The organism is Novosphingobium sp. BF6 (assembly GCF_058273105.1).
In genome coordinates this window covers 925001-941423 of sequence record NZ_CM177776.1, presented here as the reverse complement: position 1 = coordinate 941423, position 16423 = coordinate 925001, and the positions used below count along the sequence as shown (strand labels likewise).

Below are 16423 nucleotides of genomic sequence, written 5' to 3'. Positions count from 1 at the left end.
ATGACCACCACATCGACCGGTCGAGCGTGCCCATTTATCGAGACGGACCGTTCAACATCGGCCGCAAACGGCAGCTCCATCATGACCTGCTGCAGCATGGCATGGAGGTCGGCTGGGCTGCTCTCCAGATCCAGGTCGTGAACGCGCAGTTTGCCCTCGGCAATGAGGGCATCGGCCCTGTCGAGACTTGCTCCAGTTCCTTTCGATTGGGATCGGGAGCCTGCATCCTGGAGGTAATCGCCTGAACGCGCATGACCGCCCCCTGCATGCCTTGCAACAGAGTGTCGTGAATATCGCGGGCGATATGCTCGCGCTCATTCGTGCGTTCGGCTGCCTGGCTACGAACCCGTCGCGCCACCTGTGCGACATGCCAGCGCACGGCAAGCCAGAGACCAACCAACAGGGCCAGCGCTGCGGATGCAGCAAACCACCAAGTCTGCCAGTAATGCGGCGCCACATCGAACTCGATGGTCTGGCCCCTGTGATTCCAGACGCCGTGAGAATTGGCACCTATGACTTCGAGCCGATAATGTCCGGGCGGCAACTGCGTGAACATTGCGGCGCGTCGCCACGGGATTGTCGAAATCGACGACGGCAAGCTGTATCCGCAGCCGTCCGGTGCCCGGCGGCAGCTCCAGTCTGGCGCTCACCGGCATGACCCGGTCATCTGCTTCGATTGCCGTCACGAGCACGGGTGGCGGCGGCCCGTCCGCAGGCGCGGTGGCGGGATCGAACACGGCGATCCCATTGCTCGTCGAAACCCAGATGCGCCCGCTGCCGTCGGCGGCCAGACCGGACATGTTCGCACAAGTCGGCGGACCGGGCACGCCGTCTGTCAGACACAAATTGCCATTGCCGATATAGGCAAGCACCCATCCGTCGCGCCACGCAGAATAGGTACGCACGGCCTGCCAAAAAATAAGGATTATCGTACCGCGTGATCAATCGACAGCTTTACCATTATATTCAAATGTAATCCCTACTACAATTCGCCTTCGGCATTCTGATTGGAGTTGAATTTCAGATAGTATCTCTCGATCAAGGCTCTGGCTGCTTTGCCGATCTTCGCGTAGTCAGTCTCATTGAGGTTGGCGAGCGAAACTCGTCCCGCCGGTGTCAATCCACCGAAACCGGTGCCAGGCAGCAGCACTACGCCGGAATCCTTCGCCAGTTCGAAAAGCAGCGAGCGCGGTTCGACGGTTCGCAGCAGCCACTCCGCAAATGGCTTCCCGAACGCCTTTGCGCTTAAATCACCAAGATCAAGCAGGGTGTAATATCCGACATCGTCCGGGTTTGCGTCAGGCGTTACCCCGATCTCGCGGTAGAGCGCGTGCTCACGGCCGCGGATCAGGCGCTTCATAGCTGCCTTGTAGGTGTTGGGAATGTCCATCAGCGCGAAGAGCGAAAACAGTACCATCTGTACTTGCTGCGGCGTCGAGAGACCTGCGGTATGGTTGAGTGCGACGGTGCGGCTGTCGGCAACGAGACGATCGATGAATTTCAAATCGCGGGGCGTGGTGGTGATCGACGAATAACGTTCGTCGAGTTCCCTTTTCACGTCGTCCGGCAACGCGGCGATCGCACGGTCGAGAACATTGTCGCTGTGTGTCGCGATCGTGCCGAGGCGCCAGCCCGTCGCCCCGAAATATTTCGAATAGGAATAGACGAGAATGGTATTGTGAGGTGCCACCGCGAACAGCGATACGAATTCGTCCGCGAACGTGCCGTAGACGTCGTCCGTCAGCAGGATGAGATCGGGCCGATCCTTCACGATCGCCGCGATTTGCTCCAGCGTCTTTGTCGAGATGCGCGCGGAAGGCGGGTTGCTCGGATTGACGAGGAAGAAGGCTTTGACGGCGGGATCCCGAAGCTTGTCGATCTCGGACGCGGGATATTGCCAGCCCTGCGCGGGGTCAGCTTCGATCAGGACTTTTTTGAGCCGGTAGTCGTTGAGGTCCGGAATTTCGATATAGGGCGTGAAGATCGGCATGCCGATAGCGATGCTGTCGCCGAGTAACAGCAGCCGGTTTTCGCGCATGGTATTGCGCCAGCGGTTTGATTCAAGGCTTCCTTTTGGAGGCAGGCTTGAGCCGGGGGTGATCTATGCGAAGCGGCATAGCGGCTTTGAAAGACTTGTTTGATGCATTCCGCTCGTGGATGCAGTTTCGCGGGCTTATGGATTCAAAGAGGGATCACAACAAATGAAAGTGGAGGACAGGAGGCGTCATTAGGCGGCCGCTCACAGGCTCGGTCTTGTTACGGGCAAGTAACCGGAATGGGCGCCGAACCGCCAAAGGCCTTCCCTCCCCCCATCTGAAGCCGCCGACAGAACGGTCGTTGACCGGGGCAAGCGCCTCCCCGAATGCTGCCCTTCGTTCATGCGGCTCGTCAGGCCGCAACGAGAATATCCGGTAAAGAGGAGCAATTACGCGTCCTTTACTATTTGACCATCGTATCGTGGTGATACGCACGTTCGACATCTGTAATTACGCCAAGCAAATTAGCGGTTAACTAGAAGGACGATGCGTTACGGATTTAACAGTGTGCGCATGATAAGCAAGCGAGGGCGGTTTCGATCGCACTCGCTGCTCATCATACTCGCGTATGCCTACTTCCCTGCCACCTTCGGCTTGCGGAAGCGCGCCCGGAAGTCGGTGAGATCGATCGTGAAATCGTCGGCCTGCATGTATTCGGCATCGGTCAGCTTGGGCTTTTCCTCGGCCTTGTACCACTTGGCGTAGTCCGGCGCGTCGACGCTGTTGACCTTGTAGTGCGTCGAATAGGTGCGGACCTTTACCTGCGGCACCTTGGCGCCCATGTCGAAAGTCATCAGGCGCAGCCAGCCATCGCCGATGCCCATGCCAGGCTGCATCGTGGCGCCCGCGTCCTAGGCGGTCTGTGCGCGGTCCTGATAGTCGGCCAGGACCTGATAGACCGGATGCCCCAGCTTGTTGGTATCGGTACGAAACGCCTGCGCGTGTTCGTGACCGCAGAGGACCATGAAGATCTGGTCGTTCTGGCTGATGAACTTGTCCCAGATCATCTGCGGGCTGTTGTCTTCCGGATCGACCGCCGCGTTGTCGATGATCGGGTTGGGCAGGCGGTTGCCGGCGGTGTCGAGGAAGTCGTGCATCGAAACGATGGTCGGCAGGCCGGGATAGCGCTTGATGATTTCTGCCGCCCACCGGAGCGAGGAATTGGGCGCATCGAACTGAAGACCGATATGCAGGAAGCGATAGCCGCCTGCGGTAAAGATCTGCGCGCTGTCGGCACCGTCGTCATGGCTGGCAACGTACCAGGACTGGCCCTTGAAGTACTTCGACTGGTCGGAGAATACCTTCTTCCAGTTGTTCAACCCGCCCGAATGCAGCATGCCCACGTCTGCCGCGCTGCGCACCTGGGGGGCTGGCGGATGGTTTGAATCCGTCCACATCGCATCGTAGTCGTGATTGCCGGGTACGACGGAGAACGGAACCTTGCCGATCAGTTTGTCCCAGCCCTCGCTAACAGTCGGCATTTCCACGGTGTGAACCTTCTCGGTCGGCGCGAAGTGAGCGTCCATCATCGGGTTCGGCGCCCTCTTGAAACCGCGCGCGGCATGGGCCGGGTCGATCATCAGCGACTGGTGCTGCCAGTTGTCACCCAGACCGTCGACGAAGGCGATATCGCCGCCGGCGCTCTTCAGGTTGGCGGCGACGAAAGCCATCTGGTCGAGGAACAGCTTGCTGGCGTCGAAAGCAAAGCCCGCGCCGGTCTGGTGAGTATAGTCGACGTAGTTCTGCGTGTCCGGGATCACCGCGATAGTGAAGCTGTCGTCGGCGGTCTCGTCCACCGCGCCGGCGGGTACGGAGGCAAAAGCGATGCCGGTAAGGCAGGTGCAGGCGGCGAGCAGGCGGGAAAGCGGTTTCATGTCAGGATGGCTCCGATGAATTTCAGGAAAGGGTTCAGAACGAAAAGCGCAGCGTCGCGCCGTAAGTCGCCGGATCGCCGAAGAACGCGACATAAGTCCCCGGCAGGACAGAGCCGTAGTTGAAGTAGTTGGTGGCGTACTTCTTGTCCGTGACATTGCGGCCCCAGACCGAGAGATCCCAGCTGTCGTCCAGGCGCACGCCCGCGCGCAAATTCAACAAACCGTAGCCGCCGGTGCGGGTGAGCTCGGAATCGTCGAGCGAGCCAAAGTATTTCGAGCGATAGGAGAGTTCGGCGCTGGCATAGCCGGTCAGCCCGGATGCGATTTCATGCTCGTAGGAACCGTTGATGCCGGCCGTCCACTTTGGCGCGCCGGCGATCGGGCGGCCCGAAAGGTCGCAAGTCGCCTGCCCGGTGGTTTCCACCGGGCACGGGCCTTCGGCGTATTCGCGGTACTTGGCATCGTTGTAGGCAACGAAACCGTGGAGCGTGAAACCTTGCACCGGGCGCAGCGTCGCTTCGGCTTCCACACCTTGCGTGCGGGCGCTGCCGGCATTGGTCAGAAGTTGCACGACCTGCCCGCCCACTTCCATCAGCACGTTGGCCTGATAGTTGCGGATGTCAGTGCGGAATACGTCCAGATTGAGCGTCAGCGCATGGTTCAGGAAGTCGCCCTTGATGCCGGCTTCGTAGCTGGTGGCCGTCTCCGGCTTCACCTTGAGCGCATCGGCACCCAGTCCCGTTGGCGGCAGCGTGGTGTTGAGCCCGCCCGCCTTCTGCCCGCGCGACACAAGCGCATAGGCCATGATGGAGGGGCTGAAGCGATAATCAGTGCTGATCAGGAAAGACGGCGCGGTGTTTGAAATCCGCGCATGGATCGGCCCCGCCGCCTGCGATGCCAGCGCGGAGACCGGATCGCCCGTCGTATTGCTGACCGGCACCGGACGAGTCACGTCCTCCTGCTTGGTCTCGTAAGTCAGGCGCAGACCACCGGTCACGTTCCACTGCGGCGTAACGTGCCAGTTGACCTGACCGAAGCCGGCGATGCTGTTGGTCTCCGGCGCGGCCTTGGTATCCCAGCGGGTGCCGTTATAGGCGAGCAGAGTCGCCAGTGCCGCCGAGTACGGCGCATAGGCCTTGATCGTCGCGGTCGGCATGCCTGCCAGCCACGCAGCTGCATCCTGGCCATAGGAGACGTACTGCGTCGTATCGACCTTCTGGTAGAAGTAGTAGAGCCCGGCGACGGCATCGACGTTGCCCATACGCGGAAAGGCCAGGCGGACCTCCTGCGTGAACTGATCGTTCTTGATGTGATAGCCGCCGTACATGACATCGGCGCTGCTGCCTTCGGTGTCGGACGCACTGTCGTACTGCCAGTAGCGGTAGGCGGTGAGCGAGGTGAGCGTGAAGCCGCTGCCGAAGTTCCAGTTCACCTCAGCCGAGCCCGCACCCTGCCGGGTGCCCGTGCTGTAGGGGCCGCCGGCGGCCGTGGTCAGTCCGTTCGGATCGATGGTCAGCGTCGCGCCGGTGGCGTTCAGCTTGGTCTGGATCGCGGCCGGGGTTAGCCCCCAGCTTGGGATCACCGTCACCGCGCCGGAGCTTTGCTGTTCACGCGCATATTCGCCGATCAACCGCACGCTGAGGTCGCTGGACGGCTTGTAGAGCAATTGAAGCCGCGCACCGCGGCGCCCCAGATCGCTGACCTTGTCGCCATTGCTGATGTTCTTGACGATGCCATCGCGCGTGGTGTCATAGCCGGTCAGGCGGAACGCCAGATCCTGACTGATCGGGCCGGTGACGGTGCCCTGGTACTGCTGATAATTGAAGCGCCCGTAGGTTACCGCCGCGCGGCCGCCCCAATCGAACTTCGGCAGCTCGGTGGTGATGTTCACCGCACCGGCCGTCGTGTTCTTGCCGAACAGCGTGCCCTGCGGCCCGCGCAGCACTTCGACTTGCGCGATATCGATCAGGTCGCTCGCGGCCATACCGGGGCGACCGAGATATATGCCGTCGATAAAGACGCCCGCGCTGTTTTCCAACCCATCGCTGCCTGGGTTGTTGCCGACTCCGCGGATCGAGATGCTGGTCTGGTGACCATTGGTGACGACGACATTGGTGCTGGGGACGAGCTGGTTGAGGTCCTCCAGCCGGATGTGGTCGTTCCGGCGAAGATCCTCCCCGCCGATCGCGGTAATGGCGAGCGGAACGTCGCCGATTTTCTCCTTCACCTTGCGGGCGGTGACGACGATGTCGCCGGCAGAACCATCTTCCGCCGGCAGAAGTGCCGAAGGGGTCTCCTCAGCGTAAGCCTGCCCAGCGCTGAGCGCCAGAACACTCGAGAACAAAGCAAATTTTCCGACCACGACCCGAATCCTCTTTTACAATTCCGAAATACGGGACGATCGTGTATCGTTATTATGTGACAGATTTGTGAGACTGAATCGGCTAGAGGGAAATCGATGACAGAAGAAACGGAAGCACCAGCACGGGGTCGCGGGCGCCCCCGCGATGAGGAAAAGGACGTGGCCATTGCTGAGGCCACGTGGCGGATTCTTGCCGAAAAAGGCTATGAAGGCCTAACCTTCGAAGGTGTGTCCGAATTGGCAGGCTGCAGCCGTTCCACGCTCTATCGCCGCTTCGCCAACAAGGCCGAACTGGTTGAGGCGATACTCGGCGAGACCTCACGTCGGATTGAGCCGAAAACCGACGAAACAATGATGCCGCGCGCAATCCTGCTCGCCCACGCGCGCGCGTTGTGCACTTACATGGCCGGTCCACGCGGTCCGGCCACACTGATGATGTCGGTCAGTGCGGAATACCACCCTGACCTTGCCGCTGCTCTCGGCCGACACGGAGAGAAAGAGCAGGCGTTCTACTTGCGCGAGCTGGAACGCGCCCGTCCCGGTACCAGCGAACAGGTGCGCGACTTCGCCTTCAACACGCTAATCGGCAACATCATTTTTCACGTTGCTGTGCTGCGCACCACACTAACTGAACGGCAGATCGAGCGCCTCGTCGACGGTGCACTAACGCTGCTGGAAATGGAGCCGGGTTGATCGATGCACCTACAAGCCGTCGGTATCGGCAGGTCTTGTGAATGGCTTGGGTCATAGCAACGGCCAAGACGGGCGCAGAGCAGCCGCCACGCGGTAAGCCCTGGGCCCTTTGCAACGGCAAGGACCCAGGGCAGTTTCAGATTTCAGTGCCCTCTGCGAGCGTCAAAGCGTCCTCCACGTGCACGCCGAGGTATCTGACCGTGCTTTCGATCTTCGTGTGCCCAAGCAAAATCTGGACGGCGCGAAGATTTCCAGTCGCCTTGTAGATGATCGACGCCTTGGTTCGGCGCAAAGAGTGGGTGCCATAATCTTCGCCGGGCAGTCCGATCCCCGTGACCCATTCGTCAACAAGGCGAGCATATTGCCTGGTGCTTAATGTGGGCTGCGTGATCGGTACGGCTAGGAAATGCAAAATCCTCCAAGGATCCACCTCTCAGTTCCAGCCATTTGAGCAGGCTGGCGCGAGCATCGGTCATCAGTTCAAACTGAACAGGTCTGCCGGTCTTTTGCTGTACGACCGTGGCCCGTGTTCGAATTTTCCGATCACAAACGATATCGCTGATCCTGATCTTGACCAGATCGCATCCGCGAAGCTTGCTATCGATGGCCAGGTCGAAGAGGGCACGGTCCCGAATCCGCCCATGCTGGTCGAGAAAGAAACGGATTGGCCATATCTGACGGGGCTTTAGCGCTCGCTTCGCACCAACCTTGCGCCCGGCGTTCCAAGATACCCGCTCGCGAGCGGCGGGATCAAACTCTGATAATCCCATGACACATCTCCTGTGGCCCTGACGGCGATAGGTAGAACGCTTCAGGAGAGGCCGGCCCAATCCGGATGCTTAGTGGTCGTCTTGAAGACACCAGAAGCCGACGTTCGGTTTTGCCAAGCAAGACGATGCGATTCTTCGGCAGGATCCAACTGCCGTTTTCGAATTGGCTTGCTCCTAAGTTGACCCGATGCCGCTCGCAAACATGCCCTTGCACCTCTCAGAGACGGCGACCATCAAGGAAGATCGTCGAACTTTGGAGCATCGACCATCAGATCCTCCCAGGCTGCGCGACTGGAGAAGCAGATATGAGCATCCGGCGAAATGGTAATGCCGTCGTCAAGGCTTCCCGCGGGCACCACAAGCAAGGCACCATCCATCTGGATGCTCGGCACAGCGGATCCGCAAACGGAGCAGAAACTCCTGGCATGGCGTGTTGCAGGAATTTGATAGTGGGTGATGTGGCCCGCTCCCGAGTGCCACACCACAGTTGCCGTTGATGAAAACAGATTCGATGCTTGTGCCGAGCCAGTATCCTTGCGGCAGCGGCGGCAGTGGCACAGGAAAAAGCTCTCGAATGATCCCCGGACGTCGAACCGCACTGCCCCGCATTGACAGGAGCCGGATGTCACTGCCGTCATCACTGCGTCCTCGCTCGGTTTGCGTTAGATCAGAAGCTCAGGCTGAAGTTGGCGCTTACCGATTGGTCGCTGGTGCCCGCGCCGAACTGGCCGCCATAGGCAATACCAAGCCTTGCTCGGGATGCCAGCGCCACAGCGATTCCGGCATCGAGCGCGGCTGCATTGCGCGCGATCGGAGTACCAGCGATGCGGAAGGTATCGCCGCCATTCGCGAACTGCATCGCGGATAGCGGCTTGACGTCCCCGAAAGCATGGCGCCAGCCCAGTGCGCTACGGACAGTAAACTTCGCACCGCCAAGCGAGACCGAGGGCGCGGCACGCAGGCCCAGCGTGGCAAAGCCAGTGTCACTGTCCGCCGAGGCGACCTTTAGCGCGGCGGGACCGCCTGTTTCGGCACTGCTGTCGGTGGTCGCACGAACATAGGCCATGTCGGCAAAGGGCTCGACCGGGATGGCGCCCAGCTGGATCCGATAGGCGAGTTCACCGAAGACCTGGGTCGTACCGGCATCCTGCTTGCCCTTGAGACTATCCGTGAACCCGGGGAACGTAACCTGGCGTTTCGTGTCGAGCCGGTGCCAGCCATGCGACACGCCGATCCGTACGGCTGCCGCACCAAGATCCGCACCGCCATAGATGCCGAACTCGTAGCTGTCGCGCGTTCCCGACGAACCGCGCGCCTTCGTGTCGAAGCTGGCGCGGCTGTAGCTCGCCACCAGGCCGATCCTTGCTTGGCCAAGTATCGACGCGTCGGCACCGAGAAGGAAACCATTGACCGATCGGTCGAGACGCGCAGCGTTACCGTCGTTCGACCAATGCCCCCACGAACCGAAGCCGTTACCCCATAGGGCAAAGCCAGTGTCCGCCACGCGCAGACGATCCCTGACCGCGTCGCGCAGGAACCGGCTGTCCTCAATCAATGCCGTGCGTGCGGAGGCATGGATTTCGCCTGAAAGCTGATCGAAAGCGGCGCGCGCCTGTTCGCCCGAGAGATTGACGGCCGCAGCGAACACCGGGCTGTCCCAGCCCAGGTCCTCCGCGGCGCCGCCGGACGCAATCTGGTTCGATGTACCGCCGACGCTGGCGAAGCCGATGTCGTTGCGCCGCAGCTGCAGGAAGACATTGTTGGCGTCATAGCTGAGTGAAGGGTCGAGAAACGCAAAGTTCGAAGTCACGTCGCCGAACCGGTCGGTGCCGGCAATGCCTCCATCGGCATGGAGGATCAGATAGCTGGTCTCCGGCCGATAATCGCCGCCACCGGCCAGCACCGAGACGGTGCCGCCATTGATCGTAGCGGTTCCCGATGCGACGATACGGTCAGCCTGACCCGCAGGATTGACCTCAACCTCATAGACAGAGCCTGCATTGAAGACGATGTTTCCTGCGACGTTCAGCGTACCGATCGAATTGCCGGGCGCGACGGTGCCGGAAACGGTGGCGCTGCCCACCGTGCCGGTGCCTTGCAGGCGGCCCGCCGTCAGTACGTCCACGGTGCCGCCAAGCCGGCCGTTCACGGCCAGCGTTCCAGCCGCAATCACCGCGGTGCCTGCGAACGTGGAAGAGTCTCCGGACAATTCGGTACGGCCCGATCCGGACTGACGGAGGGTGCCGGCACCGCTCAACGCGCCCGCGAAAATCACATCGTTCGAGCGATTGAATACGAGCGTGCCGTTGTTGTCGACATTTCCAGTCACCCCGCCGGTCATGCCGCTGCTGCCGAGTTGCAGGGTCGCACCGCCAGCAATGGTCGTGCCGCCGGTATAGGTATTATCGGCAGTGAGCGTGACAGCACCGCTCAGAATCTGCACCGCGCCCGCACCCGAAATAGTACCGCCAAAGCTGGCGGCATCGGAGCGGGCGAAGGCGAGCGTACCGTTATTGGCAACGTCGCCGATGATTGAGCCGCTGGTCCCGGCGTTGCCGAGCTGCAGCGTGCCTCCCTGAATGGCGGTGCCACCGGTGTAGCTGCTCGTGCCGGTGAGTACCAGCGTCCCTGCTTCGGTCTTCGCGATGCCGCCGGTTCCGGTAATTGCGCTGGCGATCTCGGCACGGTCGGCTAGCACGCGGATTTCGCTGCCAGCAGGATCCGTGACCAATTCGCCGCTTCCCTGCAGGACGTAGCCCTTGTCGACGAACTGGATGCCGAGGAACGACTGCGCACCTTCCACCGTGATCATGCCGCCGATGAACCCGTCCGCGTCCTTGAATACGGCGTGGTTGCCCGTCCAGCTCACGGGGGCAGTACCGCCCTGGTTGAGCCACTGGCTGCTTGCGGCGTTCCAGGTTCCGTCGCCGCCCTGCCAGTGCTGCAGCGTATCGTCGCCGACGATCAGCGACGGGCTGATGAACAGGTCTACACTTCCGCCGCCGACCTGTAGCTCGTAATTGACGTTGCTGAGTCCGGGCGTGGTGCCGATCACTGCGGTGTTGCTGGCGATCTGGTGGGTATAGCTGATCAACCGGTAATAGCCGATCCCCGCCGCACCATCGGCCGGGTTGCCGCTCTGGCTCAGGTTGATCGTGCCGTCGAGCGCGAGGTCGCCGCCCGAGACGACGATCCGGTCGCTGATTCCGAAAAGGGCCGTGCCGCTGGGTCGGCCCAGCTCGAAATCGAGATTGGCGCCCGCCGCGACCGTGAGGCCGCCGACGACGTTCAGCGTGCCGACCGAGTTGCCCGGGGCGAGATGGCCACCGCTCTGCACGATCGTGCGACCGATGGTGCCGGAGCCGCCAACGGCAGCGCCGGAGGCCACGGTGACGCTCGAGCCGAGCCGGCCATTCACCACCAGCGTGCCGGCATCGACAAAAGTCGTGCCGGTGAGCCAGGATGAATCGCCGGTCAGCGTGAGCCGTCCGGCGCCTGTCTTGTGCAGGTCGCCGGCGTCCACGAGCGTGCCGGCATAGCTGGCGTTGCCGGTCTGGCTGAAGGTCAGCGATGCGCCGGCCAGGATTTTGGCGTTGCCGGTGAAACTGCTCGCATCGGCGATCACGCCGCCCTGGTTGATCGCCCAGTCGACCGAGGAACTGCCGGTCAGCGTGACCGTGCCGCTGCCCATCTTGAGCATGGTGCCGGTGCCGGAGATCGTACCGGCATAGCTGCCGTCGAACGTCTGATTGAACGCCACGACGCTGGTGAGCGGGGCGGAGGTGAATGTCAGGTTGCCGCCCAGGCTGTTGGTGTCGCCGATCAGATTACCGCCGGTGATCCGCCAGTCCTGGTTGCCGGTGCCGGTGAGCGTCCAGGTGCTCGCCCCCGATTTCTCGTAGGTGTCGAAGCCCAGATAATAGTTGAAGCTGGCAGTGGAGCCGATCTCCGTGACGTCGAAGGAGGAATCGGCGCTGCCGCCCAGTGCCAGCACATTGTTGACGCCGGCCTGGACCACGACGCCGCCGTCCATATAGGAGCCCGCCCGCAGCTCGAGCCGGTTGTTGTCGCCGTACAGGCCGATCGCAAGGTTGCGCTGCGACGATGCGTTCACGCCGCCACGGATGATGCCCGAATTGATGATCGTGGAGCCGCCATGCTCGGCACCCACCACGCCCATGCCGCCCGCGCCGACCCTGGTGCCGAACGCATAGCGTGGGCCACCCGCGCCGCCATTGATCTCGCCGGCATTGGTCAGCGTGACGGCCTGGCCATCCATCAGGCCCACGCCCGCGCCGCCCCTGCCGGTAGAATCACTGGGGTTGCCGCTGTTGTTGTAGCCGCCCCGGCCGCCGACGATGGTGCCCGTCGCGCTGTTCTCGACGGTGCCGCCCCAGGCCCGCACGCCGTCGCCGGCAGCACCGCCCCGGGAATAGCCATAGCCGCCTTCGCCGCCGGCGATCGCCCCCTCGTTGACCACTGTGCCGAGATTGCTGAGCACCCCGGCGCCACCGGTGCCACCGTCAGTAGTGAAGGTGCCGCCCTCGCCGCCTGTAACCTTGTTGCCGTTCCGGATCGTCAGCGTGCCGCCGTCATAGAGGAATATGCCGGCACCCGAGCCGCCATATTCCTGCCCGATGCCGCCCGTGATCGTGCTGAATGCACCGCCCGTGCCGCCATCGACCGTGACGCTGCCGCCATTGAGCAACACCAGCGCCGCGCCGCCGCCGCCGCCGCTACCCTGACCTGTACCGCTGCCGCCATTGCCGCCAACCACGTCATAACCCTGTGTCGTGACCTGGACATTGGCGCCGGTCAGCACGAGCCCCGCGCCGCCGCCACCGGCCGAACCGCCCGTGCCCGTGCCGCCGTTGCTACCCAGATAGTCGATCGCGAAGGCGAAATTGCCGGTGGCAGCGACCACATTACCGGCGCCGCCATCGCCGCCCGTCGCACCGGCGCTATTGCCGCCCGCGCCGCCGCCGCCGGCCGCGATGTCGTTGGGTGTACCGGGCTGGCCGCCCGCGCCTCCGCCCGAGCCGATGCCGCCTGCCGACGCCGTGTCACCCGGGGCCTGCGCTGCTGAACCGCCGGTGCCCCTGCTGGCACCGCCGCCGCCGCCGCCGATACCGCCCTGTCCAATGGTTCGGCCGGTGATCCAGGCGCCGTTGCCGCCGCCCTGGGTGATCTGCTGGGCATGCACCACCGAGGGCGCCAGGCCGATCCCGAGGGCGAGCGCCGCCAGCGAAACCGAACCGCGCGCCGTAATCGCCGCACGCGTCTTGTAGAATTGATGATGCATAGCCCGCCCGCTGGTGGCCCGTATCGGCGGGCCAGATTGCATGTTGAAAGTCCGACCTGTTCGCCCCGGTTTCCCCGACCGGCGGCGACGGCCTGGCTGCCGCTTGCCACAAGGGCAAGGTGGCCGACTATGCAATTCCGGCATGAATGCGCCGATGGGCGCGAGGGGTACTATGCGTTCCTGCGCAGGGTATCGGAAGGACGTTCGCCGAAGCGAAGTCGATAGGCCTGGGCGAACCGGCCAAGCTCCCAGAAGCCATAGTGCATGGCGACGCTGGTTATCAGTGTCGAGGCAGGATCCGATGCCCTCAGTATCTCGCGCACCCGTTCGAGCCGGCGATTACGGGCATAGTGCATCGCGCTTTCGCCTAAAAACTCCTGACATGCCAGGTTGAGGGTGCGCTGCGACACGCCCACGGCTGCGCAGATGGCGCCGAGCGAGAGCATCTCCTCCGGCCGCTCCTCCACCGTACGTTCGAACCGAGCGACAATCTCGCGGTGGCGGCGTAGTGCCGCCCGATCGGTGCCAATTTGACTATTGGCGAGGCAGCCGAGCAGGCTGTCGAGGATCGCGCCGGAAAGCGCCCGTGCCGGTCGGGGTGCCTCGATGATCCAGGGAGTCTTGCGGATCACATCGGCGAAATCGCGCATAAGCCCTGTGAGCTGCGCCAGAACGGCCGCCGGGGCGTGGAACATCCGGTCGTCATCAAGGGGGACGCCTTGATCGGTCCCTATCAAATCTGGCGCGTGACCGGCTAACACGTCGAACGGCATGGCGATAATGCCGAAGGCCCAGGGCATGCCCGCAGGCGAACTGGTAACCGTCCGCTCGTCGGGGCGGAAATGGAAGATGCGTTGACCGAACAGTTGCCGTCCCGAGACATGGCGGACGATGCCGGGCTCGGTGGCGAACATGAAGGTATGAACATTGGGGATGGCCGCGGTCTGGGAGATGCCCCGAGCGAATTTTCCGACGCCGATATTGAGCCCGTCCAGAACCGCGCGGGCGAGCATCGCGTGGAAGTTGCCCCCTGCGCCGCCAAGCGGGTTCGGGCGCGTCCCCGAATTGATCTCCCCAATCGCCGATGCCATCGCGTCCGGATCGGAAAAGGTGCCGAAATAGCTTCGCGAAGCAGTATCTGGGCTGGGATCGAGGGACATCGTTACGCGGGTAGCCCTGTCCACGGGCCTTGCCAACAAATTTAGACGTTTAGGGCGTGGCAGTAACGCGCCCATACCGGTCATTTAACCACGCCGATGTTACATCTGAAAGCCGCCGTTCTGCGGAGAGGGCAGGAGTTTGTCCGGCCAACTGGTCTTGGCCGGATCGGGCTGTGTCGTCAATCAAGGTGAAGATGGGTTGCCATGAAATCCACTAAGGCGCGCAGTTTTGGCGTTTCGTTGCGGGTGGCAGACCATAAAATGCTGATCTTCTCTGTCTCCACGATATGGGCCTCAAGAAGGGAGACTAGGCGGCCGTCCGCCATGGCGTCACGGACAGCGAAAGGCGGCAGGCACGCTATGCCATGCCCCGACAGGGCGAGGTGTATCAGCGGATCGACAGCAGTGGCTACCATGGTTTCTGCCACGACGGTACGGCCTGTGGCATCCGGCGTGAAGGGCAGGGTCACACCTTCCCAGTCGTCGGCGACCGTCCGCGCAGGCAATGGTGATTTCTAAGCTCTACGGGCGTCAACGGCGTACCATGACGGTCCAGATAGGACGGTGCAGCAACGATCTTCAGGCGGAAATGCCCCAAGGTGCGGCTCATCAACCGGCTGTCAAAGGGCTGCCCGGTACGCACCACTGCGTCGAAGCCCTCGTCGATCATATCCACCAGCCGATCGTTGGAAGCCAAATCGAGGCGGATGTCGGGATAGGCCGTCATGAAGTCCGCCAGCACCCGGCTCAGCAGCATGGCCACTAGGGGCAGGCTGACCCGCAAGCTCCCCGATCGACGCTTGTAGCCGATCTGCGCCTTGATACCTGCCAGCCTGGTCAACCGGGCAACACGGTTCGGGCAGCAGGTCTCGCCCTGATCCAGTAGGTCGTCGTGCAACTTGCGGTAGCCATAGACTTTGTCGCTGTCGTTCCAGGCTTGCCGGATCAACTCTGTCTGCCGAGCATCTTCCTGGGCCCGAGTGCTCAGTGGGCTCTTCTGCCAAGCATAGAAACCGCTGGGCTGGATGCGCAGGTACCGACACATCGACCGAACCCGGAACTGATCACGATGCTCGGCGACAAATGCGTATCTCACTTTGCATCCCTGGCGAAATACGCGGTGGCTTTTCTAGGATGTCGCGCTCCTCGGTCACCTGGGCCAGCTCGCGCTTCAGCTGACGGATCTCGGCATCCTTGCTGGCATCGCCAGACGCCACCTTCGCCAGTTGCCGCTTCCAGGCATACAGCGAATGCTGACTGACGCCGAACCGCTTGGATACCTCCGCTACCGGATATCCACGTTCGGTGATCTGGGCCACCGCATCGCGCTTGAACTCATCGCTAAAATTAGGCTCCCCCATCGCCGTCTCCTGTCCTCAAAATTAGGATAGAAGCCGTCCAACTGACGCCTGAGGAGGATGAGTTGGTCATCGATGTCCAAGGCGACTTGGCCGGTATCCTGACGATCGCCGCAGAACGCAAAAAACCCGCCAAGAAGAAGGCGGGCTCGGAGGGCGATAGGCAATTTGCTATGGTTGCGGGGGTAGGATTTGAACCTACGACCTTCAGGTTATGAGCCTGACGAGCTACCGGGCTGCTCCACCCCGCGTCACCGTATGTGCGTCTTGTAGAGACGCGAAGAGGGCCTCGTAGGCCCTCTTTGGGGCACTTGTGTGCCCTTTGTCATTGTGATGGGTTTTTTACAGCACGCCGGCTTCAATGCCTGGCGACGTCCTACTCTTCCAACGCTTGAGCGTTAGTACCATTGGCGCTGTCAGGTTTCACGGCCGAGTTCGAGATGGGATCGGGTGGGTCACTGACGCTATGGTCACCAAGCAATGGAGACGGCGTGCTGTTTTTCAATCGATGTTGCCCGTGCTGCTCCATTTGGAGCTGATATCTGGCTGGATGATCGTCCGATCATCAAGACCGCGCTGCTTGTTGGCAGGGCTGTCATTGATGGTGGGATTCATCAAGCATGAACAGAGTTATTAGGACCGGTTAGCTCCATGCGTTACCGCACTTCCACACCCGGCCTATCAACGTGATGGTCTATCACGACTCGAAGATACCTAATCTTGAGGGAGGCTTCCCGCTTAGATGCTTTCAGCGGTTATCCCGTCCATGCATAGCTACCCTGCTGCGCTCCTGGCGGAACGACAGGTACACCAGAGGCATGTTCAACCCGGTCCTCTCGTACTAGGGTCAACTCCTCTCAAGTATCGA

Annotated in this window: 9 protein-coding genes, 1 tRNA gene, 2 rRNA genes and 3 pseudogenes (1 of these 15 only partly in view); 1 reads left to right on the top strand and 14 read right to left on the bottom strand. The window is 62.0% G+C overall.

What is annotated here, in order from left to right; all coding sequences use genetic code 11:
- Positions 1–79: 79 nt before the first annotated feature.
- The 4 genes and pseudogenes from AC4D6D_RS19600 to AC4D6D_RS19585 form a co-directional block, all read right to left on the bottom strand.
- Complete coding sequence (locus AC4D6D_RS19600) at positions 80–556, bottom strand: histidine kinase (protein ID WP_491328688.1); 477 nt, start codon at positions 554–556, stop codon at positions 80–82.
- Between the two features lie 426 nt (positions 557–982).
- The gene (locus tag AC4D6D_RS19595; protein WP_491328687.1) at positions 983–2038 is read right to left on the bottom strand and encodes a bifunctional aspartate transaminase/aspartate 4-decarboxylase; all 1056 of its coding nucleotides are present in this window, start codon (positions 2036–2038) and stop codon (positions 983–985) included.
- A gap of 570 nt (positions 2039–2608) precedes the next feature.
- A pseudogene (locus AC4D6D_RS19590) lies at positions 2609–3910 on the bottom strand (metallophosphoesterase family protein).
- Positions 3911–3944: 34 nt separating this feature from the next.
- A complete protein-coding gene (locus AC4D6D_RS19585) occupies positions 3945–6254 on the bottom strand; it encodes a TonB-dependent receptor (RefSeq protein WP_491328686.1) in 2310 nt (769 codons plus the stop codon).
- Between the two features lie 114 nt (positions 6255–6368).
- On the opposite strand from AC4D6D_RS19585, the gene AC4D6D_RS19580 reads away from it, so the two are divergent.
- Positions 6369–6965 (top strand): TetR/AcrR family transcriptional regulator, encoded by a 597-nt coding sequence (locus AC4D6D_RS19580; RefSeq protein WP_491328685.1) that lies wholly within the window; start codon positions 6369–6371, stop codon positions 6963–6965.
- A gap of 136 nt (positions 6966–7101) precedes the next feature.
- Here AC4D6D_RS19580 and AC4D6D_RS19575 read toward each other — a convergent pair.
- The 10 genes and pseudogenes from AC4D6D_RS19575 to AC4D6D_RS19530 all read right to left on the bottom strand — a co-directional run.
- Positions 7102–7735: pseudogene (locus tag AC4D6D_RS19575) on the bottom strand (tyrosine-type recombinase/integrase).
- Positions 7736–7968: 233 nt separating this feature from the next.
- Positions 7969–8373, bottom strand: a complete 405-nt coding sequence (locus AC4D6D_RS19570; protein ID WP_491328684.1) for a GFA family protein — start codon at positions 8371–8373, stop codon at positions 7969–7971.
- 29 nt (positions 8374–8402) lie between these two features.
- Entirely contained in the window at positions 8403–13037 is a 4635-nt protein-coding gene (locus AC4D6D_RS19565) for an autotransporter domain-containing protein (protein WP_491328683.1), read from the bottom strand.
- Between the two features lie 170 nt (positions 13038–13207).
- A complete protein-coding gene (locus tag AC4D6D_RS19560) occupies positions 13208–14197 on the bottom strand; it encodes an AraC family transcriptional regulator (RefSeq protein ID WP_491328682.1) in 990 nt (329 codons plus the stop codon).
- Positions 14198–14376: 179 nt separating this feature from the next.
- Positions 14377–14667 (bottom strand): LysR substrate-binding domain-containing protein, encoded by a 291-nt coding sequence (locus tag AC4D6D_RS19555; protein WP_491328681.1) that lies wholly within the window; start codon positions 14665–14667, stop codon positions 14377–14379.
- Entirely contained in the window at positions 14664–15008 is a 345-nt protein-coding gene (locus AC4D6D_RS19550; RefSeq protein WP_491328776.1) for a LysR substrate-binding domain-containing protein, read from the bottom strand. Before AC4D6D_RS19550 ends, AC4D6D_RS19555 begins: the two co-directional genes overlap by 4 nt.
- A pseudogene (locus tag AC4D6D_RS19545) lies at positions 14985–15558 on the bottom strand (transposase); the annotation flags it as partial. The gene AC4D6D_RS19550 and the pseudogene AC4D6D_RS19545, both read right to left, overlap by 24 nt.
- A 171-nt stretch (positions 15559–15729) precedes the next feature.
- A tRNA-Met gene (locus tag AC4D6D_RS19540) sits at positions 15730–15806 on the bottom strand.
- A gap of 112 nt (positions 15807–15918) precedes the next feature.
- A 5S ribosomal RNA gene (gene rrf / locus AC4D6D_RS19535) occupies positions 15919–16033 on the bottom strand.
- A gap of 135 nt (positions 16034–16168) precedes the next feature.
- A 23S ribosomal RNA gene (locus AC4D6D_RS19530) occupies positions 16169–16423 on the bottom strand; it runs 2539 nt beyond the window's last position.